This window comes from Aquaspirillum soli, assembly GCF_054781915.1.
The window spans coordinates 363126-390064 of sequence record NZ_BAAGTM010000002.1 but is presented as its reverse complement, the minus strand read 5'-3'; the positions used below and the strand labels follow the sequence as shown (position 1 = coordinate 390064).

The window sequence follows — 26939 nt, the reverse complement described above, 5'->3', positions numbered from 1 at the left end:
CACGAATTAACAAATCCTGGGTAACTGATCAGAAAATAGCCAATCTAAAAGGCGCACCCCGCCGAAAGACGACCGCAACCGAACAAAACGATGGGGATCGGCCACCACCTCACCAATCTGTGCCGCCTGCCGCCCAAGCGGATGTGCGCGCAACGTCTCTAAAGCCCGTTCAGCATCCTCCGGCCCACACACAGCCACCAACTTACCCTCATTTGCCACATACAAAGGATCAATTCCCAACGCCTCACATGCCGCACGAACTGAAGCAGATACCGGAATTGCCGCTTCATCCAACACCATTCCCACCCCCGACTGCTGCGCCAACTCATTCAATGTCGTGGCCAATCCCCCCCGCGTTGGATCACGCATCAAGCGCAAAGACGGACATGCAGAAATCAAAGCAGAAGCGATGTTATGTAGCGGCGCAGAATCTGAAACAATAGGGCTTGAAAAAGCCAAGCCATGGCGCTGCGACAACACCGCCATGCCATGATCCCCCATTGACCCCGACACCAACACCACATCACCCACCCGCGCAGCATCCCCCGACAACACAACGCCCTCTGGCACCACCCCCAAGCCAGTCGATGTCACAAACAAGCCATCGGCGTGCCCCCGCTCTACCACCTTAGTATCCCCCCCCACCACCTGAACAGAAGCATCATGAGCGGCTGAGGCGATGGAAAGGACGATGCGGCGGAGATCGGCCAATGGCAAGCCCTCCTCGATGACAAAGCCGAGGGTTAAAAACAAAGGCTGTGCGCCGCCCATCGCCAAATCATTGACTGTGCCATGCACCGCCAAACTGCCAATATCCCCCCCTGGAAAAAACAAAGGCGACACCACATGACAATCTGTGCTCAAGGCCATCCGCCCGCCTCCCCCCAAAACAACAGCCTGATCGTTGCCTTGTCGCAAAATGGGATTATCAAAAGCAGGATAAAACAACTGCTCGATCAACAATGCCGATGCCCTGCCGCCGCTGCCCATGGCCAAATCCACATGGCCATTCACAAAATCCAACCGATCAAAAACCGCACTCACAGCGCCGCCTCCCCTGCCTCAACAAACCGCCCATACTGAAAATGCGCTGCACACGCGCCCTCACTCGACACCATACAGGCCCCCAAGGGATGATGCGGGAAACACGCCTTAGCAAACACCTTACACTCCCGAGGATGACGCACCCCACGCAAAATAGCCGCACACTCACACGCCTTATGATCAGGCACAGCCCGATAAGCCAAATCAAAACGCACCTCGGCATCAAAAGCGGCATAACGCCGAGCCAAAGCCAAAGCCGACAACGGCAACGAACCCAACCCCCGCCACTCAAAAGCCGGACGCAAACAAAAGGTATCCGCAATTAACCGGCGCGCCACCGCATTACCCTCGGGAGACACCGCGCGGGAGAACTGCGTCTGCACTTCGTAGCGACCCGCGTTAATCTGCTCCACCAACATCCACACCGACATCAACACATCCAACGGCTCAAAACCCGCAATCACCACCGGCTTAGCAAACTGCGCCGCCACCCCCGCATACGCCTCACTGCCAATCAAAGCACTCACATGCGACGGCCCAATAAAACCATCCAACCCCGCCCCACCCTCACCCAACAACAAATGCGTCATGGCCGGTGGCGTTAAAACGTGATTACAAAACACCGAAAAATTCCTCAGCCCCTCCGCCTCGGCCTGCCGCAACGCCAACGCTGTCGCCGGTGTGGTCGTTTCAAACCCAATCGCAAAAAACACCACCTGCCGTGTCGGATGCGCCCGCGCCACCGCCAACGCATCCTCAGTCGAATACACCGTGCGTACCTCACCCCCCGACCGCGCCCGTGCCCGCGCCTGCAACAAATTCATCCCCCCGCTGGCGGGGACGCGCAAGGCATCACCATAACTGCACAAAATCACCCCATGCGTTAACACCAGCTCAATCGCCGAATCAATCCGACCCACCGGCAACACACACACCGGACAACCCGGGCCATGAATCAAACGAACCGCCGGCGGCAACAACGCCGCCAAACCATACCGCGCAATGGCATGAGTATGTCCCCCACAAAACTCCATCAAACGATACTCACGCCCCACTTGCACCGCCTCGGCAATCCGCGCCGCCAAGCCCCGCGCCACATCCCCTTGGCGAAACGCATCCACATACTTCATAGACCACCCTCACCCCGTGCCCACTGCGCCATCAACGCCAACGTCCGCTCTGCCTCCGCCACATCCAACCGCGCAATGGCATAACCGACATGCAAAATCACATACTCCCCCACGTCCACCTCTGGCACCAACGCCACCGAAATCTCCCGCACCACGCCTTCAATCTCCGCCTTAGCGCGATCCACCCCCCACCGCTCAATAATCCGCACCGGCAACGCTAAACACATTCCGCCATCCCCTCAGCTAACCGCTGTTGACCCACCCACGCCTGACCCAACGCCAATCCTCCATCCCCACACGGATAACGCTCCGCCAACCACACCTCACACCCCGCCGCCACCAACCCCTGCCGCAGGCTTAACGCCAACCAACCATTCACCAAACACCCCCCCGCCAACACCACCCGCTTTTCCCCCGTCCGTTCCACCGCCGCCAACACCCACCCCGCCAATGCCGCCACCAACTGCTCATGCCACTGCCGCGCCATCGCCGCCGGCTCTGCCACCGTCAACAGCTGCTGCAACAACGGTGTCAATGACAAAACTTCCCCCACCATCGGCACCGCCGCCGCCGCCGCCACCGGCTCACCCGCCAAATTCTCTAACCACTGCGCCGCCTCGCCTTCCTCCTCCACCGGCCCAACAAACCCCGCCAACGCCGCCACCAAATCAAAATAACGCCCCATGCTGCTGCTCGTCGGACAATGCAAGCGGCGCGACCATTGCTGATGTAACAACGGCAAATGCGCGGCATAGGCAGCAAATCGCTGATCCACCTCCGCCATCAAGCCCTGCTCCCACAACCACGCCACCGCCAACCGCCACGGCTCGCGTGTGGCCGCATCCCCCCCCAACAACGTCAACGGTGCCAACTGACCACAGCGTTCAAACCGCGCCCCCTTCACCCACAACAACTCACCGCCCCACGCCTGCCCCGCCTCACCCAAACCAAACCCATCCAACGCCACCCCCAACACCGGCCCCACCAAACCATGCTCCGCACACACCGCCGCAACATGGGCATGATGATGTTGCACCGCCAAATAAGGCACCCCCCACCGCGCCGCCAACTGCTGGCCATAACTGGCGGCAAAATGCTGCCCCCAATCCGACACCACCAAACGCGGCGCCGCTGTCCCCGCCTGCCACTGCCACAAGCGTTCAACACTCTCCACCAACGCCTCACACGCCGCCGGATGCTGCAAATCACCCACATGACTGCCCACCACCGCCTGCCCATCATTCACCACACACGGCGCGTTTTTTAAAAAACTGCCCGTGGCAATCAACCCCGCCCCCGCCACCGCCACCGCCGGCAACAACCGCTGCGGCAACGGCACATGCCCCCGCGCCCGCCGTATCACCCGAGGCCGATCCGCCAACCACTGCTCCACACTGTCATCCACCCGCTGTGCAATCGGTCGGTCATGCAACAACATCCCATCCACCACCCCACCAAACCCCGCCCGCGCCGCCGCATTGTCAATCACCACCGGTGCCCCCTTTGGATTGGCACTGGTCATCACCCACACCATCGGCCACCCACAATCCAACCACCCCTGCCCCGCCGGTTGCCCTGCAGCATGGTGAAACAACAAGTAATGCAATGGTGTCACCGGCAAAAACACCCCCAAATGCCGCTGCGCCGGTGCCACCGCTGGCAATGCCGCCCCCGCCGCTGTTTTTGGTAACAACACCACAGGCCGGCTTAAATCATTCAACCGCTGTGCCGCCGCCGCCGAACACACGACATAACGCCGCGCACTGGCCTCATTCACCACCATCACCGCCAACGGCTTACGCGGTCGCTGTTTCCATGCCCGTATCCGCGCCACCGCCGCCGCCTGTGTCGCATCACACACCAAATGAAACCCACCGGCACTTTTCAGTAACAACACCCCCCCACCAGCAATCACCGCCGCCGCCTGTGCCACCGCATCACCCGCCTGCCGCCGCCCCTCGCCATCCTCAAACCACGCCACCGGCCCACAATCGACACAACAATTCGGCTCCGCATGAAAACGCCGGTCGGCAGGGGATTCATACGCCGCTTGGCAAGCCGGACATTGGGCAAATTCCGCCAAGGTGGTATGCGCTCGATGGTAGGGCAACGCCGTCACCACGCTATAACGCGGCCCACAGTGCGTGCAGTTCACAAACGGATGGTGATGATGTCGCCCGCCCTCGCCGAACATCTCCGCCACACAAGCCGCACACGGTGCCATATCCGCCGGCACACTCAACTGCCCCTGCGCCCCCTCGGTCGGCACAATCACAAACCCCACCGCCGGCTGACACGCCACCGCCTGCCAACCTTGCGCCTCAATCACCGCCAACGGCGGCAACGCCACCCCAAACCGCACCCACCATGCCGCCAGCGCCGCCGCGTCGCCTTCAACCTCCAGCTCCACCCCCCGCGCCGTATTCGCCACCCATCCCACTAAATCCAACGCCACCGCCAACCGCCAGACATAAGGCCGAAACCCCACACCCTGCACCCGACCCGACACCCACCCCCGCCACCGCTGTCTCATCACACCCGCATCTGCTGCTGTTGCCGTTCCAACCACCCCAACCAATCCGCCATCCCCTCGCCCGTTCTCGCCGACACCAACATCACCTCCAACGCCGGATTCACCCGCCGCGCATACGCCACACACTGCGCCACATCAAAATCCACATACGGCAACAAATCGACCTTGTTCACCACCATCACCGCCGCCGCCGCAAACAAATCTGGGTATTTCAACGGCTTCTCTGCCCCCTCGGTCACCGACAAAATCGCCACCTTATGCCGTTCCCCCAAATCAAACCCCGCCGGACACACCAAATTCCCCACGTTTTCAATCATCAACACACTGTTCTTTGGCACAGCCAATTGCTGCAACGCCTGCTCAATCATCGCTGCATCTAAATGACAACCCTTGCCGGTGTTAATCTGCAACGCCGCCGCCCCCGCCGCCCGAATCCGCTCCGCGTCGTGGCTGGTCTGTTGGTCTCCTTCAATCACCATCAACGGCGTCCGCGCCTGCCATCGCCGAATCGTCTCCACCAACAATGTCGTTTTGCCAGAACCCGGACTCGACACCAAATTCAACGACAACACCCCCAACCCCTCTAACCACCCTCGGTTGCGGTCTGCATACTCCTGATTTTTTGCCAACAACGATTGCTCCAACCGAACCATCCTCGATTGGCTCAACCCCACCACCGACCCCCCCGCCTCTCCTTCTCCATACCCATGAACGCACACCCCCCCGTTTTCTGATACCGCCGGCAACACCGCCTCGACTTGCTTCACCCGCCGACCGGCATACGGATATCTCACCCCAACTTTTTCAATCTTGACCTCATCCGGCCCACAACCACAGATCGTACACATCGCGTTCTTATCCCTTGTGCTATCCACATCCAACCGCCACACCCACCACGGCTAATCCACTTCCAATTCCACCACCTGCATCTCATCACCGCCGGTAATCTGAATCTGATACCCACCACACTTCGGACACGCATCAAACCGATTCGCCACCGTCACCGCCTCACCACACGGCAAACACCACCCTCGGCCCGCCTCGTGTAACACATGCACCACCGCCCCATCAGCAAGGCTGCCCTGTAACACCACATCCAAACAAAAAGTCAGCGACGACACCTCCACCCCCGCCAACGCCCCAATCCGCAACCACACCTGCTTCACCCGCTTGAAGTTTTGTTGTTGTGCCTGTGTCTCTAACAGCGTCAACACCCCCTCGGCTAACGACATCTCATGCATGATTGCCCTCATCAAAACCACAAAATACATACTCAACACAGGGATCGATTAGCAACACCCGCTGCCCTGCCCATTGGCGATCTCCCCCCGCCACCGCCTGCGAAATCGCCCCTGTACGATGGCTGTGCCAAAGTGTCGGCGGGACAATGTGATAAGACTGCACCCAGCCCTCTGGCGACAGCGCGGCATAGTGCAATAACGGCCCTCGCGCCGTTTCCACCAAAGCAAGCTGTTGGTGTGCCCCACCCACCACCTTGCAATACACCCCCTCTCCAGCCAACACCGCCAACAAGCGCATGATTCGCGCTAACAACCGCGCCGCGCTGTATTTCCCCGCCACAAGCCACGGTTGTAATTGGGTTTGGTAGCGAGCAAGCGCCGATACCTCCACCGCCGGCCCTTGGTACGACAACACCCCACCACGCCAAGCATCAGAAAGTGGGTAAAACGGCGCCGCCTCACGCCAATCACAAAGCACAACACCCGTTTCTCCCCTTTGTCCCAACCACCAGCCCAAGGCCCTCGCTAATGCACTTTGTCCAGCCGCCGCCCATGCCTCCCACCCCGCTACATCACGCCCCAAGGCATTGGCCAACTTGTCTTGCAATACCTCTTCTTCCGTCAGAACAATCAAATCCGCCACGCTTTGCGCCCGACCCAGCTTTTGCACCCCCACCGCGCTTTTGCCGTCCTCAACCACCTCACACCAATTTAACAACCACCGCCGCAGGGTTTCCCATGCCAATTCATAACCCAACGCTGCCGGCGGTGGACTGTCCGCCGCCACCTCGCCCAACGCTAACCGCGCCGCCCAAGTCTGTGCGTTTTTACACACACCAAACCAATGCGGAATTTGGTTAAGCACGTCTTTTTTGTGTTGACCAATAAAACTGCGCTCGATGTCTAGGCGATGCCATTGTGTGAAATAGGCCTTGTCGATGCAGTGAACCTCAAGCCGATGGAGATTTGGCACAATGGCTACCCCCGCAAACCAAAAAACCGCCGCCGGCTTAAATCCGGCACCGGCTCTGCGGGTTGATCAGTGAATAACAATTTCAATACTTCTTGTGCCGCAAGGCGTGCGGTTTGTTGATCGGCAAACTCTTTCACCGGAGAAAACAGCGAGCACATCAGGTAATCTCCCAACTCGCGTTCATGGCCAAACAGAAACGCTATTGCGCCTTCTGGTAATTCCAATACATACGCCGTCTCTCCTTCGCCGCGTGCCGGCAAAGGCCGGCTATCCGGTAAAATCATCAAGTTCATAAACCACGGCGTAATCAACACCCCCACCCGCCAACCTTGCCAATATCGAAAACCCACCGCTTCAACCTGCAACAGCGGATTGAGCAATTCGTCTAGCCCTTGCATCCTTGTGTGTTGAATCCCCACAAACACCCGTTCTAGGACTCGTATCTCTACACTCACGCCAACACCATAAACTGTGATTTATCACCATCACACACCGGACATTGCCAGTGCGGGGGAAGATTGTAAAAAGGGGTGCCCGCTGGAATTTGCCACACTGCATCGCCTTCGGCAGGGTCATAGATCCACCAGCAGATTTTGCACTCTAAACGACTGTGTGGGTCGAGTCGTTCATCACGACCAAGATAACTGCCTTCAAATTGTTCAGTCATGTGCCACCCCGTTGAGCCACGCTAAAGCCTCTTGCAAGCGCTGTTTAGCGTCTTGTCGATCTTCTTCCGCTGCTAATACCACATCTGGAATACGACATATTTCAATCGTGTCCAATAAAACTTGATTCATTCCGTTGAAGTATTGCACTCGCCAAACATGCTGTAGCTGGGTGCTCATCACACGGCATTTTCCATAACCACGCGAAAATACACCGCTATTCCCACCGCCAAGATGAGCGTCGATATAGGCCATGTCTTCTGGCGTCATCGGTAATAAACTCAAATTGATGACATGATCGTCTTCAGCTGAGCGATAGCTAACAACGCGTTGTGCCAATTCATGAATCACCGCTGGCGCATTCATCAAACAGGCTTCACCGATGGCAAGCGGAGTGAAGGTTGTGTTGGCAAAAGCAGCCGCTTGTTGCCAGACCGCACAGGGGATATCGCTGGCTTCTACCCAATCAGCAAGCAACTGCCCTGCGCTATCGTATTGCAACACCCGCCAGATGCCAGCGAATACCGATTCTTGAATACACAGTTCGTGGCCATTTAGGTATTTCACGCGCGCGCTGACCTCGCCTTCCCCTAATACCTGTGCCAATAAAGTACGGTTGGCAGCATCTAAATGGTCAACCGTCGCATAAGCTGTTGCTTTGCCGTCTGCCATCTGCTCGATCAGCGAGGCCAAAACAGCTTTTGCCGCCGACAGTTCAGTGGTTTCTTCTGCAGTCGGCAAATATGGCATGGCAAAGCTATCTACCTCGCGCGGTAGCGCCATATAGTGCAAATCCTCTTCCACCGGCTGCGACCCTGGGCCGAGCGTGACCAGTGGGATACCTTGAAATTGCATCATGCTTGGCAGCTCCCGTGGTTGGCGCGGACGGCAATGCCGATACTGGGCGGACGTGACACGGGCGCCTGTGCTAAATAGGCCACCCGTTCTACCATTTCCGGCCAATCCAACACACTGATTAACGCACCAACATAGCCCTCTGGCCGCAACCGCAGCAACGCCGGAAATTTCAATACACCATAGCGTTGGGCAATGCTGCGGCTGTCATTCGGGGTCGCCCAATAGATTGGCGCGTCGGGATGGCCTAAGTGTTTCCACACTTCGGGCAAAATCACTGCATAGTCAAAAACCTCTGGCACCTGTTTAGGGTCGGTGGTCAAAATCAGCCAGATACCCTGCACTTGTTCAGCCACGATTTGATCTAATGTGGTAGTGGTTAGGGCCTGATAACCTAAGCCCTGCCAGCGCGTGGCCATCATGCTTTCATCTATTGCCATGCTGTTTATATTCCTTATTGTCGTTGTAAGTGTGGCGGGAGCTGTGGCTCGCGGTGGCATAAATCAGCAAACGCCTCATCTGGTAAAGCCTCACCGCGTAATAAGGCGGCTAAACCCGACAAGGCTTGTTGAATCTGTTGTGCTCGTTCTGGACTGATCACTTCCATCGCCGCGCCGGTAAAGACCAATACCCAATCTCCGACCTCAACTTGGCCAACAAGACTTAAATCAATTTGATGCTGGCTCTGGTCTTCGCGTTGACACAAGGCCAATCCCGCGTTCACCGCCACGACTTGCATTGGAATACCCATGCACATCTTGTTCTAACCCCGCTCTAATACCCGCGCATCACCCACCCGACAGGCTTGTTCTGCCGAGGGACGTTCTTGTTCATAGCGGTTTAATTCAAGGCTGGCATCGTTCAGGCGTGCCTGTGGTTGTGCACAGGGACGAATCTCGATACCCCAATTGCCTAAAATAGTCAGTGCTTGTGTTAAGGCCTGTGGTAACAAGGCCCGCACCGAAGGCGACAGGCTGCCACCGTAATCTTCCAAGATCTCTGGCTGCATCCCTAATAAGGTAATTTCTGCTGGTAAACTGCCTTTCAATTCGGCAAGTGCCAATACCTCAGAAAAACCGGTTTGATGCAAACTCATTTTTTTGGCAGTCAAATAAGCTGGGACGGCCTGATTATGGAAGACCTGTAAGGTGGCCGGCGGTAGGCCAAAATCAATCGCGTCTAAAATCAATAAACAGTCGGCTTCTTCGACGTATGGCAGCAATAACAAGCCTTGTGTGCCCCCATCAATGATGTCAACTTGGGCTGGCCATTCATAGTTGGCGTACAGTTGTTCTGCCAACCGCACCCCAAACCCCTCATCCGCCCACAATAAATTGCCCAAGCCCAAAACCACAATGCGTGGCGCTGCCATGCTCGCCCCTTCGTTTGTTACAGAGTCGCTTGGACAATCAAAACCTGTGCCAGCTGATTGGTTCGTTTAATCTGTTGTTTTATTGAGGTAATGTTATTTACATGGTGAAAAAATAGCAAAGTAAGTTTCCATTAAATGTAACGGCTGGAAAGTTAATTTGCGGTTTTGATTTAGTCAATTTTGCAAAATTTTTTGTCCATGATTTGTTATTGACAAATAGTGATGATTATTTCTACTATGCGTCTATTGAAAGCCACAAAACTGCAGGGGAAAGACCATGTCTGGATTATTTAATCGGCTACCGCAGTTTCCTCCCTCGCCCTCGGGTATTGAGCGCGAAGTCTTACGGGCGATGCCCAAATTAACACTGGGTGGCAGTGCTGCTTTTCTATTGCCAGCGGTGTTGATGCGGTTGTGGTATGGCTGGTCATGGCCGCTGTCGGGTGAACAAGCGCTGATTTCGACTGATATTTTCTTGATTAGCCTGCTGATTTTGTATTGGACGGTATTGTTTACCGTGGCCTTGGGTGCGTTTATTGTGTTGGTGATGAAAGGCCCCGGCTATGTTGCTGACCCCTATCCATTGCAAGATGCTGAACGTCCTAATCCTCATCTAAAGTCCGTCTGGCCACGTTAACAATTAGTACAAATAAAAAACTATTTTAATAAAATAGGCTATCTGTTAAACAGATGGCCTATTTTTTATCCTCTCATTGCGGGTTATTTCTGATTCATATCAAATAAGAAATGCAAAGTGTGCGATAGATTCCGCAAAACTGCGCAATATGCTGGTTTTTCGCATCAAATCGTAAACAATTTATGTTCTTATAAGTTGTTTTGGCTGGTTTCTGTTTGACAGGATTTAACATGACCCTACGCAAACGCTTTGCGCTGTATGTCTCGGCACTGATTTTATTGACCGTGTTCAGTGGCACGGTGTTGTTTTCCATGATTGAAACTCAACAAATTGAGCATGAGATTGCAGCGAAAGCCAAACAACAACTCGACACGACTCGGCAAGTGCTGACCGTCACTGATGCTTTAGTCAGTGAGCAGGTGAAAAGTGCCATGCGATTGTTGATTGAACGAGGTGAAGCACTCGGGCCGGCATCGCTTGGTGATAGCGTACCCATCAAAGATAAAACCGTTCCCAATTTGCTATTTGGTACACAGCCACAAGCGGCACACTATGCCTTGGTCGATGGTGTGACCAAAATTGCCGGGGGGACCGCCACATTGTTTGTGAAAAACGGTGATGAGTTCGTTCGTATTGCCACCAATGTTAAAAAAGACAACGAGCGTGCTATCGGGACGATTCTCGACCCAAAAGGCAAGGCGATTGCTGCCATTCGGCAAGGGCAGGCCTTTTATGGTCTCGTTGATATTCTTGGTAACCCTTTCTTAACCGGCTATGAGCCGATTCGTGATAACCAAGGTCAGGTAATTGGGATTTGGTATGTCGGTTACAAAATCGACATGGCAGCCGTACAAGAAGTGGTGGATAAAAGCCGCTTGTTGAATACCGGCTTTATGGCGATTTTGGATTATCAAAGCAAAGTCAGATTTCGCTCTGGTCATGTCAGTGATGAGCAAGTCCAAACGTTGTTGAAAGAGAACACCGGTTGGGACATCTCGCGCTATCAGTTCGATAAGTGGGGATTTTCGGTGTTGGCTGCCTATCCTCGAGCCGAGGCGGTTGACATGGTGCGACAACGTGCGTTGATGATTACTTTGGCTGGGGTGGTTGCTTGTGTGGTGATTATCGGTTTGCTGATGGTGTTACTCAGTCGTTTGGTGTTAAAACCGCTGGGGGGTGAGCCCAGCCATGCCACAGCGACAGCCACCCGTATTGCTCACGGTGATTTAACACAACCGCTATCCGTTTCCGCTTCGACGACTGAAAATTTGCTGGCCGCGATGGCCACAATGCAACAAAAACTTGGCCATGTTTTTCAACAAATCACCCAGATGGCAGGGTCTTTATCCGGTGGTGCCAAAGAGGTTGCGACTGCAGCGCGTGAAATTGGCTCCGCATCCTATCATCAGGCCCAAGCGACGGCGGCCTCGGCTGCTTCGCTCGAACAGCTAAAAACCAGTATTAGCGAAGTATCGCAAACCGTTGGTTATACTGAAGAAAACTCACAGCAAACGGCCAAATTAGCAGAAGATGGTGAAAAACTGGTGAGAGAAACGGCTGTTGAGATGGATTTAATCTCTCAAACCGTGAGCCAATCAACACAACAAATTCAAACTTTGTTCCAGCACTCACAAGACATTGGCGGAATTGCTAATGTGATTAAAGAGATTGCTGACCAAACCAATTTATTGGCCCTGAATGCGGCGATTGAAGCTGCTCGCGCTGGTGAACAAGGGCGTGGTTTTGCCGTGGTGGCGGATGAAGTGCGGAAATTGGCTGAGCGTACCGCATCGGCGACGACGGAAATTGGCCGAATGATTGAGACCATTCAATTCGAAACCCATTCTGCAGTTGAAGCAATGGCGGCAGTGAATCCGCAAGTGGAAAAAGGGTTGGCGCGGGCACAATCGGCCTCGGCGATGTTGGTCGAAATTCACCGCCAAGCTCTCGATTCGCTCAATAAGGTGCGCGATGTGGCGGTGATGACACGCGAACAAGTTAGCACAGCCACTGAAATTGCCAACCACGTTGGTTACATCGCCAGCATGGCCGAGCAGACCAACGCCTCGACGCAACATAATGCAGTGGCAGCAGAACAACTCGAATCCTTAGCCAATCAACTGCGGCAAGCAATCGCCTTTTTCCGTCTGCCGCATCATTTAATGTCTTGATGGCACCGAGGCGGCTGGTAGGTCAAAACTAAAACGGCAGCCGCCGGTGGGGGTACTGTGGCAGCTGATATGTCCATCCACACTTTCGACAATCCGCCGCACAATGGCAAGGCCAATGCCGGTGCCGGTGGTGTGTGGATTCACTGTTTCAAATACGGCAAAAATTTTAGCGCGATAGGCCGGAGCAATGCCTTGGCCATTGTCTTCCACTCGAAAATATACCCGCTGCCCCGCCTGACGAGCTGACACCGTGATGAGTAACAGTTTGCCGGATGTTGGGTGGGCGTGTTGCAGTGCGTTGCTAATCAGTTCGTGAAACACCTCTTCCAATCGATTTTTATCAATTAACACCGGTGGTAAATGGTCAAATTCAAGACAGGCTTGTTTGGCTTGGCAAATACTGTGTAACCGCTGGCGCAGTTGTTCGAGTATCTGTTGTGTTTCTTGTGGCTGTGCTGGGGCAAGGGCCGTCCCTGCGGCAAGAAAGCGCTCAATATCATGCAATAACGCTCTTTGACGCGTCGCGCCTTGCTCAATAAACTGCATCGGTAATAATAAGTCGGCCTTGTTAATGTCGCTATGCGGTGGCATGTGCTCGATGGCATAAGCCAAAAGCTGGGCATACGAAATTTGGCGGCGCACAGGTTCTTGTAAATGATGTGCTGACACTTCGGCTAAGCGCTGTAGTTCAGCATTTTGCTGTCGAATCCGGCGCTCGGTTTGAATAGCATAGCGGGCAGATTGTTGCCGCTCATACAGCGCACTGGCTACTATCATTCCCGTCATGGTTAAGACAGCGATAAAAGCTTGTAGCTGTAATAAACTTTCGGTTTGGCTGTCACTACTAAAAATACCGACACCGTGGGCAGTGCCAATCACGGCTGGAATCGAGATGGCTAAGGCAGCATTGAGTGCACCGAACAGATGAAAACGCAGCGCACCCCACATAATAAAAGGAAATAACACATAGGCAGCAGAACGGGTGCCGGCTGGAAAGGCAAACAAATTGCCGAATAAGATCCAAGCCGTAAAAACGGCACTGAGTGTCAGCGCAAAAAATTCGATGGCTTTTTCTTTTGATAAACCACGCAGATAGGCCAGCAAAGAAAATCCTAAGATACAGCTTGGAGCAATCAACAGCATACCGACCGCATCACCTAACCACCAAGTCAACACAATATCCCAATACAAATTCCATCCAGCTATTGCGCCATAACACAAACTTAAAGCACCCAATAAGGCCGCTGGCGCTGGGGCAAAGATGGCACAGGGCAATAGGCACAACACAGTGCGCAATGAATTGAATTGGCCATGATCTTTTTGAGGGCACAACACATGCAGCAACAGATAAGCCAAGGCATATTCAACTGTATTGCCGGTGGCGATGCCGAGTGAAATCCAAAATGGGGTGGGGGTGGTGAGCGTAACGAGGAAATTGGCAAGGGTGAGAACCGGCAGGATTTTCCAACCATATAACAACAAGGCAGCAACAGCGATGCCAGACGGCGGCCAGACAGCAGACACATTGCCGTGGACAAACGCCATTGCCAACCCTGCTTTGGCCGCAACGAAATAACTGATAAAAACAAGCACGGACAACAATGCATAAGAGAGCGTGTCGTCCGCTGCCCAAATTGAAGGAGATCCCGTGTCAGAAGCCATGACGATCCTTGTTCCACTGAACATTCTACACAAAGGCATAAAATAGCCATGCTTTAGTGTAGTTGGATTTTTTATAACACGGGATTGTTCTCTGTTTTTGTGGTGCTGTCTATGCCGATGTGGGGTTAAGTTTGGAATTGCATAGACGAATGGTGCATATCATGCGCTAAGCCTCGCAAACGTCTTGCCGCTTGGGCGATTTGGTTAACCGCTGCATGCGTCTCTTCACTCATTTGGGCAATATGTTCCACTTGGTGTGCCAGTTGATGGCTGACAGTGGATTGTTCGCGGAATGAATGATTGAGCTGTTGCACCGATTGCACGGTGTGGCTGGATTCTTTCGTTACCCCATCAATCACCTCTTTAGCGCTTTGTGCCAACTGACTGCCAACATGCACCTGTGCTGATTGCGATTGCGTTAATTGATTGGCTTGGGCGGTGCAGTTCGTAACTTTTTGAATCATGTTTTGAATATCAAATGTCGCTGTGGCAGTGCGTTCGGCCAATTTCCGCACTTCATCCGCTACGACAGCAAACCCCCGCCCTTGTTCACCGGCCCGTGCTGCTTCAATCGCCGCGTTCAGCGCCAATAAATTGGTTTGGTCAGCGATGTCACGGATAATGCTGACCACAGAAGCAATCTGTGCTGACATGGCATCAAGCTGCGAGACAGTTTGATTCGATTCACTAGCCAAACTGGCAATTTTGTTGATCTCTTGATCTAAACGCAAAATCACTTCAATCGCTTGGTTAATTTGCTCTGTGGTGTGTAAAGAACGCTCACTGACACTGTCCGTTTGTTCTGAAACATGCTCAATACTCGAACTCAGCTCTTCCATCGAAGCGGCCATGCTGGCGGCGGATTGGGATTGTTGTTGTGCCGCAGTACCGATTTGTTCGGTGACGGACGATAACTCATTGCTGGCGCTATCCACTTCTTGCGCCTTGTTTTGAATCAGATTGACGGTTTGCCGCAACGCATGTTGCATCTGATGGACGTGGTGTAACAGGCTGTCTTTCTTGGCAGCAGTGGCAGGGGTGCGTAAATTACCGGCGGCAATTTGTTTGACCACCTCTAACACCGCCGCCGGTTCACCGCCCAATACATTCAGTAAGACGCGATAGCTATACAACAGACCCAAAGCCAAACCAATTAAATTGATGGCCAGCGCTGTCCATACCCACCATTCTGCGGTTTGTTTTGCTGCAACAGCTTGGTCAACCGCGCCTTGGGTGCGTTGGTCGAGCAAAACAAAAAACTCATCCACCGGCTTCATGATTTTGGCTTTTTCGCGGTGATAGGCCGCATCGTGCATCAGACGTTGTGCCAGCACTGGGTCGGGATCGGCGGTGCGAGTAAACCCCCCTTGGCCATCTTCAAATTTCCCCTTCATCGCATTCATGGCGATGGTTTCTGTTTTCACCAGTCCATCAGAATTGGCTTTGGCTTCGTTCAGCTTGGCGAATTCTGCTTCAGAAAAACCGGCTTCCTTCATCAAATCCAGTAAGGGTACTTGCCGTCCGTTGGGGCGCGGTTGGGTTTCTCCGGCTGCGACAAAATCCCAATAAATCCGTTCATACGCTTGTGGCATCGGTTTCTCGCCATTCCGAATTGCCAAAATATCCCAGTATTGTTGTTCATAGCGGCTCTCGCCGGTCAACACATACGTTCGCGCTAAACGAGTGAGGTCATCCGAGCTTTGCCGCAGCATATCGGCCAACAAATAAGACTGATAGCGTTTGGCATTGGCATCGGCAAGGTCATCTGAGGCTGTCGAAAGCTTGGTGAGCGATAACAATGTCAACGATAACAAAAGTGATGAGAACACTATCAATGCTAGAAAAATGGAACGTACTCGCACACCAGACATACCCCACTCCGTTTCTGAAAAAATCGAGAATATGATTATATGTTATGCGATTACATTTCATCAAACGTTAATTTCTAATTTTGTTGTTTTCGACAAAAAACCCTATTCCCGCGACGGAAATAGGGTTGTATAAGTGTCTGTAAATAAATATGTTATGACTTTTTAGTTCGATCCGCGCAAATTAAATTGCTTGACCACGTCATCTAATTGTTGCGAAAGATGTTGTAAATGTTGTGCAGAGTCGGCGGTTTGGCCTACGGCGCTGCTGTTTTCCTCCGACATTTGCGCCACATGCTCAACATTACGCGACACATCCATACTGGCGGTGGTTTGTTCTTGTAAAGCGTGGGAAATATCATTCACAGCGTGGTGAATGCTGGCGGTGCTTTGCGTGATGGCATCAATCGCCTGTTGTGCTTTTTCAGCCAACTCCACTCCGCCTTGCATGTGGGTTTCCCCTTCTTGCATATCCTGTACCACAATTTCAATTTCGTTGCGGATGGCGCCAATCATTTCACCAATTTGTTGGGTAGATTGTGCGGTTCGTTCGGCCAATTTCCGCACTTCATCGGCCACTACGGCAAAGCCGCGCCCTTGTTCACCGGCGCGGGCGGCTTCAATCGCTGCATTCAGCGCCAATAAATTAGTCTGTTCCGCAATATCACGAATCACCGCGACAATACTGTCGATGGCCTGCGAACGCTCTCCCAGTTGGCGTGTCATCTGAGCCGAAGCGCGGACTTTATCCGCAATTTTGCGCATTTCTTCTGCGGTATGGCTGACAATCTTTTTGCCCGAGATCGATTGTTCATGAGCATGGTCAACATCGTTTTGTACCGCTTGGGTGCGATGTGAGACTTGGTCGATGCTGGTGGTCAATTCTTCGACAGCAGCAGCCATAGCACTGGCGGCTTCGCTTTGTTGCTGCGACGCATGACGGATATGACCGGCATTTTCGCGTAGCTGCATTGCGGCTGAGGTGACTTCTGAAGAGTTGCGATGAACTAATAAAAGTGTTTCGTTTAAGGCATCGCGCATCTGGCGACAGGCGGCTAACAGCTGACCCACTTCATTATCACCACCGCGTGGCACCGAGATGTCGAGTTGTTTATTGGCAATCGCTTGGGCAATTTTGACCGTTTCGGCAAGCGGGCGTGTCACACTGCGGCCAATAATCCACGCCAAACCCAGACTACCCACCACACCCAACACAATTAACACTAAGTTAATCCATTTCTCCCGTTCCGTTTCGGCTTGATTGCTGAGGTAATCGCGTTCAGCCGTGTCTTTTTGATAGGCAATGAGCGCGCTCAGGGCCTCATTCATGCTCCGTCCTTGTGGGGTGAGTTCTTTCAGACGGAAGCGTTCGGCATCACCTAATTGATCTGCACGAATCAAGGCGATATAGCGGTCGGCCATTTGATCGTATTGCCGCATGGCGGTGGCGGCAACTTCTGCTAATTTTTTTTCGTTATCGGTCAGATAAGTAGTCATATAGGCTTGCCATTGTTGATCGCGTTTGGCGCGTGTTGCAGCAATAGCATTGAAGTATTGATCGCGTTGAGCTGCGTTAGGAGGAATATCACCGAGTGAGGTGCTGGCAAACGTCCCTAACATCATTTGCATCCGGTTTTGGCTAATGGCGTTTTCGACTTCACCTAGCTGGATGATGGCAATAAGCCGATTGTCGTAGATGTCTTTGGCGCGGGTTAGGCTATCGTTAGAGGCAATAAAGGACTGTACACCAACAATTAACAGCACAACGATCATTGAAACAGTGAGAAGGAACAGCTGGACATGGATTTTGAGATGGCTTAATCGCATAACACACCTTGGCGATGGGAAAGAGGTTTGCACTAAAATAGTGCTTTTAGCGTGTCGGCATTTTAATATGGCATAAAATTTTGTCAATATTTTGCTATAAGTGGAGTTTTTGCAAAAAATTTCTTTTTTTATTTTGTTTTTGGTTTTGCTGTGTACCTAAGTTGGTGCATTGCTGTGACTATTTTCTCAGTCAGTCGCTGTCTACGATGCTGACTTTCATTCCTGAGTGAGTGTAGGCAATGACAGCAAAACAACAGACCATGACGTTTTATCCCCGTCTTGTGCATGGCCGCTTTAACTATTGGCGTGTCGGCATGGTGTTGCTGACACAATTATTTTTCTTTGTGATGCCGTGGGTAAATTGGCAAGGGCGGCAGGCCATTTGGTTTGATATCGAACACAGTCGATTGTTAATTGGGCCGTGGGTGTTTTGGCCACAGGATTTCATCTATCTCGCTGCGCTGTTGATGGCCTGTGCTTTTGCTTTGTTTTTGTGGACAACCATTGTTGGGCGAGTGTGGTGTGGTTATAGCTGTCCGCAAACGGTTTATTCACAAATCATGTTATGGATTGAGCGATTGTGTGAGGGCGACCATGTTGCCCGCCGTAAATTGGCACAACAACCGTGGCATCTTGAAAAAATCCTCCGCAAATCGGCCCGTTATGGCTTGGCTATCGCCTTCTGTTTGTGGACTGGTTTTACCTTTGTTGCGTGGTTTTCACCGGCACGCACTTTGTGGTCACAGCTGTTGACACTGGAAATAGGCTATTGGGAAGTCTTTTGGTTGTTATCTTACGCCGCTTTTACTTTTATCTTGGCTGATCGTCTGCGTGAGGCGGTGTGTAAACACATGTGCCCGTATGCAAGATTTCAGGGGGTGATGTTTGACCGTCATACTTGGGTGGTGGCCTATGATGCGCCTCGCGGTGAACCCCGCCGAGGGCAAGATGGGGCAACAGGCGATTGTGTCGATTGCGGTATCTGTGTCCAAGTGTGTCCGACAGGGATTGATATTCGTCATGGCTTGCAGTACGAATGCACCAGCTGTGCCGCCTGTATTGATGCCTGTGATCAGGTGATGGATAAAATCCATAAACCACGCGGTTTAATTCGTTATGCCCCTGCTGATGCAGAAAAAATGCCGTTATGGCGTTTCAAAACGGTGTTGTATAGCGCAGGGTTGTTGTTGGTGATCGCGGCGATGGGGTGGGGTTTGGCAAATCATATTCCTTTTAAAATGGATGTCTTGCGCGATCGGCAACAACTGGTGCGGCAAACCAGCGAGGGGGAATGGCAAAACGATTATGTCTTGCGTCTGAGCAATGGGCGAGAACAGCCGGTGCAATTCCAACTTGAAGCGCGTGGTCTGCCACAACTGACCCTGCCGGCACAACCATATCTGGTGACAGTGCCGCCTCTGTCGCGCACCGAACTGTCATTGAGTTTGACCTTACCGATGGATGAAGCTGTCACTGCAGGGGGGCATGAAATTGAGTGGGTGTTGACCGAATCACAAACCGGTCAGCAACGGATTGAACATTCGCGTTTCTTTACGGATTGAGCGAATGTTGTAACAGTGAACCGAGTTGGGTGAGATACGCGGCTTGAGCAGGCAAATAAGCACTGGCATTGAGTCGTAGATAATGGGGGGCTTGATGCGGTTGGCACAAGCTACCCGGCGCAAAGTGAATCCCCTGTCGCAGTGCCAAGGGCAACACCGCCATCGGATCGAGCTCACTCGGGAGTTTCACCCATAAAAAATAGCCGCCTGCTGGTGTCTCAATGTGTGTCCCTGTTGGGAAAACCGCTAAAGCGGTGTCCCGCATCAGCTGAATCCGTTGTTGTAACAGCGGGCGCAGGCGGCTTAAATGCGGTTCAGCTTGGTCTTCAGCTAAAAAAGTGGCTAGAGCGTGTTGGCTGGGCAGGGGCGAGCCGAGCGTTGAACTGTGTTTCAAGGCACAAATTGCATGATGAAAGCGCCCCGTCGCTAACCAACCGACCCGATGACCGCTGGCAAAGGTTTTAGAAAAAGAAGCAGTGTGTAACACAATCCCTTGTCGATCTAAGGCCAATAACGGCAAACGCGGTTGTCCATCGTAAATCAACTCGCGGTAGGTATCGTCTTCAATCAACGGGAGCTGCTGTTGCGTGGCAAATTCGACTAAAGCTGTTTTGCAGCGATCTGACAACGCCTTGCCATCGGGATGGCGGCATTGACTCATCAAAACCACGCCGGCTAAAGCGTTGGTGCTTGCCAATGCTGCCAACTGCGGTACCAAGTCATTTTCTTGTTCAACCGCAAGACAACAGTAGGGAATTTGAGCCTGTTGCAACAAATCAAACACGCTGGGGAAAGCCGGTGTCATCACCACAATCTTTGCCTGTGGCTTGGCCTGACTGACCACACGCAATGCCAGCTGTAAGCCTTCCATAGCACCACAGGTGATTAACAACTGACGCCAATCGACAGCCACCCCTTGCTCAAGATAACGGCGGGCAATTTGTCGTCGCAGCGGATCAAAACCTGCCATTGGGGGATGATCGCTGGGAGGATGGCGCAGGGCACGTTGATACGCTTGTGCCAAACTGGGCGCATAAGCCAAACTGGGATGAATAAAAGGTGAACCCCATGCCGCTGGCGCAGGTTGTTGTAATTGCCAACGCCAATCGGCCAATTCTGTGTTGTTGATCGTTGGCCGCGCACCGGTGAGCACACGAAAGCCCTCGCGTGGACAGGCTTGCACATAACCTTGCCGTTCTAAGTCGTAATAGACTTTTTTGGCGGTGGACATGCTCACCTGATGCACGCGGCACACCTCGCGCAAAGAAGGCAAGCGTTCGCCGTGCGCGTAAATTTCGCCTTCTATGGCTTGCAAGAAAAAATGCAGCAGTCGGGTGCTTTTATTCAAAACTGGCTAAACTCAGGGTTTACGGGCAATTAGCAGAAAAACCGGATAGCTGCGGCCATCTTTTTCAACATTCACTGCGGTGTGAAACGCGATAGCTTGATAGCCAATGTTCTGCAACATCGTGCTCAGTTGTTGCCGATCAAACCCCAAGTGCTTCACCCCTTTGCCCTCGTTATCACCATGAAAACTGCCATCTTCTTGATCGAGATCGGCAATGGCAATAAAACCACCACTGACGAGATGTTGAAAAAAGACGGTGAATAATCCGGCCGTGTCAGCAACATGATGCACTGCCATACAGCTGACTACACCATCAAAGGTGTCAGCCATGCCGTGAAAAATATCTTGATTCACAATACGCACATTCGGCAGTTGTTTCTCTGCCAACACCGCTAACATCGCATCGGACGTGTCCAACGCCACGATCTCCGCCACCTGTGATGCCAAGGCCGCGCTTAACAAACCCGTCCCCGCGCCAAAATCCAATAGCCGATGCTGTGGTTGTAAGGCAATCGCTTGTTCAATCGCGGTGGGAATGCTGCTGGCCAGTTGTTGTGAGATGGGACGTTGCTCCCAGCCTTGTGCCGCTTGATCGAAGTGAGAAACAGAGGTCATGGTGGATACTTTCTTCGGTTTTTGTCGATGACGGTGCGGCGATGTATGGGGGCAGGGTGGATGATATCAATTAAAGCGAGAAAAGTTTTTGTTTCTGCTTCAAGCTTATCTAGTGGTGGACGATACTGCAGATAAGCGGATTTTGCTTACTTTTGTGGAGAGTCACCATGACCTATTCTAGCGCCATCGCTGCCAACAGCCGCCCTGTGACAGCTGAGACCTCAGTGAAAAAAACTGAGAAAGAACAAACCAATGCGGTAAAAAAAGAAGAAAAAACCGCTGAACTGACCGCACAAGAACAACTGAATGCCCGAGTGGTGCAATCGGCGTTGGAAGTGTCGATTAAGGCGGGTGATAAATCACAGGCGTTGTTGTATCGCTCGGCAGTGGAAGCGATCAATGTCGAACTCGAACCCTCGCTGGGGCCCAATGCGATTCAGAATGCGATGGGGCAAGACAACTCGCCCGAAGGCACCGCCGATCGCATTGTGTCATTGACCACGGCTTTCTTTGGCGCGTATGCCGCACAAAATCCAGATAAAGATCCAGAAACGTTGGTGAAAGACTTTGTCGGTGTGATTCGTGGTGGGTTTGAAAAGGGCTTCAACGAAGCCAGCCAGATTCTGCAAGGCTTGGGTGTGCTCAATGGGAATGTTGCCGAAGGGATTAACAAAACCTATGAGCTGGTGCAAAAAGGCTACGACGATTTCTTAAGCAATGCCTTGTCGGCGATTCAGCAACAACGTGAAGCAAACGCGACACCTGCAGCAGAATAAAGTTTAATCGTGAAGGCGGGGGCGGTGAGTGCGACTCACCGCCCCCATTTTTTATTTCAAATTAAAAATTGAAATATATTAATTGAATGCGTTTTTTCTATTTTTATATTCTAAGGAATATTTGGTTTTTGAAAATAAAAAATAGATTGAATTGATTATGTTTTGTTTATTGGCTTTCTCCGCGCTGGCCATGCACCAACAAAGGGCGACAGAGTTGTCAGCGATGGAATTAACTGCTAATGTGGCTTGGTAACTACTGATACAACAACAAGTTAAGAAGAGGTGGTATGGTTGGTCTGACGTTTTTTCGTTCTCTCTATCAGTATTTTTTCAAACCCAAAGTTGTTTTTACCCGACGCAAAGGACGCACTAAAATGGATGATAATTTACAAATGGTTCGCCGTTTTTCAATCAATGAAACAGGCCGTGATTTTGTTGTGGGCGATATACATGGTTGTTATTCTTTACTAGAGCAGGCACTGGCCTGTATTGATTTCGACCCGGGTAAAGATCGCCTATTTTCCGTGGGGGATTTGATTGATCGTGGGCCGGAGTCGCTACGTTGTCTGGAGTTTCTACAACAGCCATTTTTCCATCCGGTGATGGGTAACCATGAAGATATGCTGTTGGATATGTATGTCGATGGTACGCCCGATCTGAGCCACATTGCCGAGTGGGCCAAGCAAAATGGGGTTGAATGGTGGTATGACATCTCCGATGACGACCGCTACCGTGTATTAGATAAAATTTGCGCTTTGCCATTTGCGATTGAAGTTGAAACACCGAATGGCTTGGTGGGTATTATTCATGCGGAAGTGCCGCTGGGCATGGATTGGCAAGAATTTACTAACGCCCTGCGCGCCGAAAAAACTAAAACTGTGCAGACGTGTTTATGGGGTCGCTATCGCGCCAATAAACAAGATCGTACGGGAGTGGAGGGCATTGCGCGTATTTATGCTGGCCATACCCCACAAGATTGCGTCACGCCACTCGGTAATCTGTTTGTGATTGATACCGGTGCGGTATTTGGGGTGAATTGTGCGTATGGTGATGGTCATTTAAGCTTGGTGCAGATCAATGCTGCACAACCGACTGCCCATACCGACCCCATTCAGCAACAACCTTATATCAAGGTATTCCAGTAAATCCTGTTATGTAGCACAACCTTTGGAAGCAGCAAGCCGCATCGGTTTGCTGTTTTTTTTGTGCTGACAGCGGTTACCATTCTTGACCTTTCTTTTGCTTTGTTTTTTTATGCAACTCGACAACCGTAAAACCCAAGCTTTGTTGGCTGTGATTGACAGTGGCAGTTTTGAACAAGCCGCACAACAGCTACATTTAACGCCCTCCGCCGTGTCTCAGCGAGTGCGTGCATTAGAAACCGAATTAGGTATGCCGTTGGTGGTACGCAGTCGGCCATGTCGTACAACCCATGCTGGGCGGTTTTTGGTGCAATACTTACGGCGGCAATGTGCATTGGAGGAAGAGTTTAGCCAGTCATTTCTCGACTTACGCAATGCCCCGTTGCGCTTGGGTCTGGCAGTGAATAACGACACCTTGGCGACGTGGTTATTGCCAGCTTTAGCCGATTTTGTGCAGCAGCAACGTCTGTTGTTAGATATTCGGGTGGATGACCAAGATCATACGCATGCTCAGATGGAAGCCGGTTTGGTGTTGGGATGTATTTCCAGCTCATCGCGTGCGATGCGTGGGTGTACCGCGTTGCCGTTGGGTATCATGCGTTATCGTTTGGTGGCTTCGCCTGCCTTTCAACGCCAGTATTTCCCTGATGGGTTGCAGCGTGAGGCAGCGCGATATGCGCCGGTGATGGTGTTTGATCGTAAAGATCGTTTGCAGGCTGATTTTTTGTTGCGTGAATTGGGACTGCCTGATGAGGCCTATCCTTGTCATTATCTGCCTTCTAGTGATGCTTTTATTGGTGCGATTCGCCTAGGGTTTGGCTATGGAATGGTGCCGGAGCAGCAGTTGGCCGATGATATTGCTCGTCAACGTCTGGTCGATCTCGCCCCTCATCGTCCTTCTGATGTGCCATTATTTTGGCATCATTGGACTGTGCAATCCCCGAGGTTTGAGGAGTTATCGCAATGTATCGCCGATCATGCGGCTAAAGTGTTGTTGCCGATGGTTTGATTACCAAGTAATGAAGGCTTTCATTTGTCTGTCCTCATTTCTTCTAGGTTACCTTCCCATTGAATCTGTCCTCTTAATTTTCTGATTTCTTCCTGTTTTGCTAAACGAATCAGCGTTTTCAAGCCTTCTTCAACGGCTTCTTTTTTCGTTTTCAGGCCGGTCAATCGCAAGACATCATTGATTAAATTCTCATCGATTGAGATATTGGTTTGCATAATGGTTACGCTCCTGATTTTCTTTGCATGATTTTCATAAGAAATTGGGTTTGTGGGGAGTGGCTTGTCGTTAATCTTAGTAGAACTACTTTGAAGCGTGTGGTTTTGATGGTGTTTTCCTCGGAAAAAACAAGCGAAAACTGGTGCGTGTTGGGGTGGAGGTGGCTGAGATGGTACCGCCGTGTAATTCCACAATCGACCGTGTAATCGCCAACCCTAAACCACTTCCTTCACTATGTAGCCGGGATTTATCCGCACGAAAAAACCGATCAAACAAACGGGGTAAATCGTCTGCCGCAATCGCTGGCCCATTATTACTGACCTGCAAACTGCCCCCCTCGGCATCACTTGTCATCTCAACCCGAATCCATCCTCCAGCTGGGGCATAGCGTAAGGCATTCGATAACAAATTGCTTAACGCTCGCCGCAACATCAGCTTATCTCCTTCTATGGTTAACTGACCATCACACTGCAAAAGGACATTTTTTTCTTCTGCTAAAGCCTCATAAAACTCAAATAGCGCGTGAACCTCGGTTTCCAATGGCAATGGCACACAGCTGGGCAAGCTAAGGCCATGTTCTGTTTTGGCGAGGAACAGCATATCCGACACCATGCGCGCCAAACGCTCAAACTCCTCCGCATTCGAAGCCAGTGTTTGTCGATAACTGTCGGCACTTCGTGCTTGAGAAATCGCGACTTGGGTTTCCGTCAGTAAATTGCTTAACGGTGTGCGTAGTTCATGGGCTAAGTCAGACGAAAATTCAGACAACCGCTGAAAATCATGCTGCAAACGCCATAACAAACCATTTAAGGAATTGACTAAATCCGTCATCTCGGCTGGCACACTATCAACCGTCAGCGTCACATTTAATCGTTGTGCAGTGATATGTTGCAGCTGTTGTTTAATGTCATGTAACGGGGCGAGGCCACGTCGGGTCGCCCACCAGCCCAACACCCCTGCTACTGCGGCGGCGGCGACGATAGATAAACCCAACACCATCAGCAACCAATCCATAAAATGTTGGTGATGACGGGTGTTTAACAGCGCACAACGGACAGAAGAGGGTAGGGTCTCGCTTTGTGCATTTTGTGTATTAGCCACACATAAACCATGATAATTCTCGCCCTGTTCTGATAACGAGAACAGCGTATCTAAGGGCAGCGGATGCAAACCGATGGCTGCTGGTTGGGGCGCAGATTGATAGATAAGTTTGCCTTGCTGATAGAGCTGGACAGATAAACCATGATGGCCGTCAACGATTGGGTGTAATGCGTTGGCTGTATGGTGTGGGTCGTGAGCGTGGATGTTTTGAATCACATGCAGCTTATCGGCAAGGTATTGTTGATCGAGTTCAGCAAAATGCTGTGAAATGGCAAGGGCAACCAAACTACCAAAACCGAGCAACACCAAGCTGGACACTGCGATATAAAGCCAAGTTAACCGCTGCGTGAGTGACCGCGTTTTTAACATGCCAACTCATCCTGCTGCTCTAAGACATATCCCATGCCGCGTACGGTATGAATCAACTTTGGTTCAAAACCTTCATCGATCTTATTGCGTAACCGGCGCATGGCGACATCAATCACATTGGTATCGCTGTCAAAATTCATATCCCACACCTGCGATGCAATCAGCGAGCGTGGTAAAACCTCGCCTTGTCGGCGTAATAACAGCTCTAACAAAGCAAATTCCTTGCTGGTCAGGTGAATACGCTTACCATCACGCACGACGCGCCGCCGTAACAAATCCATTTCTAAATTGGCCAACTGTAGGCGGTGGGCGTCGGGTGCGCTGCGGCCACGGCGTAACAAGGTTCGTACCCGTGCTAATAATTCGGCAAACGAAAATGGTTTCACCAGATAATCATCCGCGCCCAATTCCAAACCTTTTACTCGATCTTCGACTTGATCGCGGGCAGTCAGGAATAACACTGGGGTGTCAATGCCGCGCTGGCGTAGCTCGTTCAATATTTGCCACCCATCTAATTGCGGCAACATCACATCCAAAATCAACAGGGCATAACTGTGCTCAAGCGCATAGTGCAAACCATCTGGGCCATTGTTGACAAGATCGACCATAAACCCCGCCTCGCCGAGACCTTGTTTTAAGTATTCACCTGTTTTGTGCTCGTCTTCGACCAATAAAATTTTCAATTTGGAACTCTCTTTTAACTCCAGCCGACAGTGTGCCAGTTTTCATCGGCAAAAGTGGAAGATGACAATTTTGTCATCTGGCTGTCAGGTGGTTGTTGGGTGTGTTCACCCACAATGTCATCTCTACCCTTTGTATCGGT

At 51.8% G+C, this 26939-nt stretch carries 27 protein-coding genes; 6 read left to right on the top strand and 21 right to left on the bottom strand.

What is annotated here, in order from left to right; genetic code table 11:
- Positions 1 to 6: 6 nt before the first annotated feature.
- Genes hypE through hybD form a run of 13 tightly spaced genes read right to left on the bottom strand, consistent with a single transcriptional unit; the run spans position 7 to position 9813 of the window.
- Positions 7 to 1044 (bottom strand): hydrogenase expression/formation protein HypE, encoded by a 1038-nt coding sequence (gene hypE / locus ACYVJG_RS03800; protein ID WP_460429864.1) that lies wholly within the window; start codon positions 1042 to 1044, stop codon positions 7 to 9.
- The gene (gene hypD, locus ACYVJG_RS03795) at positions 1041 to 2174 is read right to left on the bottom strand and encodes a hydrogenase formation protein HypD (RefSeq protein ID WP_460429863.1); all 1134 of its coding nucleotides are present in this window, start codon (positions 2172 to 2174) and stop codon (positions 1041 to 1043) included. The genes hypE and hypD overlap by 4 nt, the downstream gene beginning before the upstream one ends.
- The gene (locus tag ACYVJG_RS03790) at positions 2171 to 2401 is read right to left on the bottom strand and encodes a HypC/HybG/HupF family hydrogenase formation chaperone (RefSeq protein WP_460429862.1); all 231 of its coding nucleotides are present in this window, start codon (positions 2399 to 2401) and stop codon (positions 2171 to 2173) included. Before ACYVJG_RS03790 ends, hypD begins: the two co-directional genes overlap by 4 nt.
- Positions 2392 to 4707, bottom strand: a complete 2316-nt coding sequence (gene hypF / locus ACYVJG_RS03785; RefSeq protein ID WP_460429874.1) for a carbamoyltransferase HypF — start codon at positions 4705 to 4707, stop codon at positions 2392 to 2394. The genes ACYVJG_RS03790 and hypF overlap by 10 nt, the downstream gene beginning before the upstream one ends.
- Positions 4707 to 5555 (bottom strand): hydrogenase nickel incorporation protein HypB, encoded by an 849-nt coding sequence (gene hypB / locus ACYVJG_RS03780; protein WP_460429861.1) that lies wholly within the window; start codon positions 5553 to 5555, stop codon positions 4707 to 4709. The genes hypF and hypB overlap by 1 nt, the downstream gene beginning before the upstream one ends.
- 51 nt (positions 5556 to 5606) lie before the next feature.
- Positions 5607 to 5948, bottom strand: coding sequence for a hydrogenase maturation nickel metallochaperone HypA (gene hypA, locus ACYVJG_RS03775; RefSeq protein WP_460429860.1), 342 nt, complete (start codon positions 5946 to 5948; stop codon positions 5607 to 5609).
- Positions 5941 to 6921: a hypothetical protein gene (locus ACYVJG_RS03770; protein WP_460429859.1), complete on the bottom strand. Its 981-nt coding sequence runs from the start codon at positions 6919 to 6921 to the stop codon at positions 5941 to 5943. The genes hypA and ACYVJG_RS03770 overlap by 8 nt, the downstream gene beginning before the upstream one ends.
- A 5-nt stretch (positions 6922 to 6926) precedes the next feature.
- Positions 6927 to 7376 carry a [NiFe]-hydrogenase assembly chaperone HybE gene (gene hybE, locus ACYVJG_RS03765; RefSeq protein WP_460429858.1) on the bottom strand — a complete coding sequence of 150 codons (450 nt, stop codon included), beginning with the start codon at positions 7374 to 7376 and terminating at the stop codon, positions 6927 to 6929.
- Entirely contained in the window at positions 7373 to 7588 is a 216-nt protein-coding gene (locus ACYVJG_RS03760) for a rubredoxin (protein ID WP_460429857.1), read from the bottom strand. The genes hybE and ACYVJG_RS03760 overlap by 4 nt, the downstream gene beginning before the upstream one ends.
- Positions 7581 to 8444: a hydrogenase expression/formation protein gene (locus ACYVJG_RS03755; RefSeq protein ID WP_460429856.1), complete on the bottom strand. Its 864-nt coding sequence runs from the start codon at positions 8442 to 8444 to the stop codon at positions 7581 to 7583. The genes ACYVJG_RS03760 and ACYVJG_RS03755 overlap by 8 nt, the downstream gene beginning before the upstream one ends.
- Entirely contained in the window at positions 8441 to 8881 is a 441-nt protein-coding gene (locus ACYVJG_RS03750; protein WP_460429855.1) for a thioredoxin domain-containing protein, read from the bottom strand. The genes ACYVJG_RS03755 and ACYVJG_RS03750 overlap by 4 nt, the downstream gene beginning before the upstream one ends.
- 14 nt (positions 8882 to 8895) lie before the next feature.
- A complete protein-coding gene (locus ACYVJG_RS03745) occupies positions 8896 to 9192 on the bottom strand; it encodes a HypC/HybG/HupF family hydrogenase formation chaperone (protein WP_460429854.1) in 297 nt (98 codons plus the stop codon).
- Positions 9193 to 9204: 12 nt separating this feature from the next.
- The gene (gene hybD / locus ACYVJG_RS03740) at positions 9205 to 9813 is read right to left on the bottom strand and encodes a HyaD/HybD family hydrogenase maturation endopeptidase (protein WP_460429853.1); all 609 of its coding nucleotides are present in this window, start codon (positions 9811 to 9813) and stop codon (positions 9205 to 9207) included.
- Positions 9814 to 10090: 277 nt separating this feature from the next.
- Here hybD and ACYVJG_RS03735 point away from each other — a divergent pair, with 277 nt between their 5' ends.
- Both ACYVJG_RS03735 and ACYVJG_RS03730 read left to right on the top strand, forming a co-directional pair.
- Complete coding sequence (locus ACYVJG_RS03735) at positions 10091 to 10450, top strand: hypothetical protein (RefSeq protein ID WP_460429852.1); 360 nt, start codon at positions 10091 to 10093, stop codon at positions 10448 to 10450.
- Between the two features lie 230 nt (positions 10451 to 10680).
- Entirely contained in the window at positions 10681 to 12621 is a 1941-nt protein-coding gene (locus ACYVJG_RS03730; RefSeq protein WP_460429851.1) for a methyl-accepting chemotaxis protein, read from the top strand.
- Here ACYVJG_RS03730 and ACYVJG_RS03725 read toward each other — a convergent pair.
- From ACYVJG_RS03725 to ACYVJG_RS03715, 3 genes are all read right to left on the bottom strand, one after another.
- Positions 12610 to 14283 carry an MASE1 domain-containing protein gene (locus tag ACYVJG_RS03725; protein WP_460429850.1) on the bottom strand — a complete coding sequence of 558 codons (1674 nt, stop codon included), beginning with the start codon at positions 14281 to 14283 and terminating at the stop codon, positions 12610 to 12612. The two genes, ACYVJG_RS03730 and ACYVJG_RS03725, sit on opposite strands and share 12 nt — an antisense overlap.
- Positions 14284 to 14408: 125 nt before the next feature.
- The gene (locus tag ACYVJG_RS03720; protein ID WP_460429849.1) at positions 14409 to 16112 is read right to left on the bottom strand and encodes a methyl-accepting chemotaxis protein; all 1704 of its coding nucleotides are present in this window, start codon (positions 16110 to 16112) and stop codon (positions 14409 to 14411) included.
- 204 nt (positions 16113 to 16316) lie between these two features.
- Positions 16317 to 17978, bottom strand: a complete 1662-nt coding sequence (locus ACYVJG_RS03715; protein WP_460429848.1) for a methyl-accepting chemotaxis protein — start codon at positions 17976 to 17978, stop codon at positions 16317 to 16319.
- 239 nt (positions 17979 to 18217) lie between these two features.
- On the opposite strand from ACYVJG_RS03715, the gene ccoG reads away from it, so the two are divergent.
- Positions 18218 to 19540 (top strand): cytochrome c oxidase accessory protein CcoG, encoded by a 1323-nt coding sequence (ccoG, locus tag ACYVJG_RS03710; RefSeq protein WP_460429847.1) that lies wholly within the window; start codon positions 18218 to 18220, stop codon positions 19538 to 19540.
- Here the strand turns inward: ccoG and ACYVJG_RS03705 are convergent.
- Both ACYVJG_RS03705 and ACYVJG_RS03700 read right to left on the bottom strand, forming a co-directional pair.
- Entirely contained in the window at positions 19530 to 20855 is a 1326-nt protein-coding gene (locus ACYVJG_RS03705; protein WP_460429873.1) for an aminotransferase-like domain-containing protein, read from the bottom strand. The genes ccoG and ACYVJG_RS03705 overlap by 11 nt on opposite strands.
- A 45-nt stretch (positions 20856 to 20900) precedes the next feature.
- Positions 20901 to 21503 carry a class I SAM-dependent methyltransferase gene (locus ACYVJG_RS03700; RefSeq protein ID WP_460429846.1) on the bottom strand — a complete coding sequence of 201 codons (603 nt, stop codon included), beginning with the start codon at positions 21501 to 21503 and terminating at the stop codon, positions 20901 to 20903.
- Positions 21504 to 21670: 167 nt separating this feature from the next.
- Here ACYVJG_RS03700 and ACYVJG_RS03695 point away from each other — a divergent pair, with 167 nt between their 5' ends.
- The 3 genes from ACYVJG_RS03695 (at position 21671) to ACYVJG_RS03685 (ending at position 24430) form a co-directional block, all read left to right on the top strand.
- Positions 21671 to 22279, top strand: a complete 609-nt coding sequence (locus tag ACYVJG_RS03695) for a DUF5610 domain-containing protein (protein WP_460429845.1) — start codon at positions 21671 to 21673, stop codon at positions 22277 to 22279.
- Between the two features lie 374 nt (positions 22280 to 22653).
- Positions 22654 to 23424, top strand: coding sequence for a metallophosphoesterase (locus tag ACYVJG_RS03690; RefSeq protein WP_460429844.1), 771 nt, complete (start codon positions 22654 to 22656; stop codon positions 23422 to 23424).
- A gap of 109 nt (positions 23425 to 23533) precedes the next feature.
- Positions 23534 to 24430, top strand: coding sequence for a LysR family transcriptional regulator ArgP (locus ACYVJG_RS03685; protein ID WP_460429843.1), 897 nt, complete (start codon positions 23534 to 23536; stop codon positions 24428 to 24430).
- A 20-nt stretch (positions 24431 to 24450) separates the two neighbouring features.
- Here ACYVJG_RS03685 and ACYVJG_RS03680 read toward each other — a convergent pair whose 3' ends face one another.
- The 3 genes from ACYVJG_RS03680 to ACYVJG_RS03670 all read right to left on the bottom strand — a co-directional run bounded on the left by ACYVJG_RS03680 (position 24451) and on the right by ACYVJG_RS03670 (position 26799).
- Positions 24451 to 24645 carry a type II toxin-antitoxin system VapB family antitoxin gene (locus ACYVJG_RS03680; RefSeq protein ID WP_022653200.1) on the bottom strand — a complete coding sequence of 65 codons (195 nt, stop codon included), beginning with the start codon at positions 24643 to 24645 and terminating at the stop codon, positions 24451 to 24453.
- 85 nt (positions 24646 to 24730) lie between these two features.
- A complete protein-coding gene (locus tag ACYVJG_RS03675; protein ID WP_460429842.1) occupies positions 24731 to 26116 on the bottom strand; it encodes a heavy metal sensor histidine kinase in 1386 nt (461 codons plus the stop codon).
- Complete coding sequence (locus tag ACYVJG_RS03670) at positions 26110 to 26799, bottom strand: heavy metal response regulator transcription factor (protein WP_460429841.1); 690 nt, start codon at positions 26797 to 26799, stop codon at positions 26110 to 26112. The genes ACYVJG_RS03675 and ACYVJG_RS03670 overlap by 7 nt, the downstream gene beginning before the upstream one ends.
- Positions 26800 to 26939: the final 140 nt, after the last annotated feature.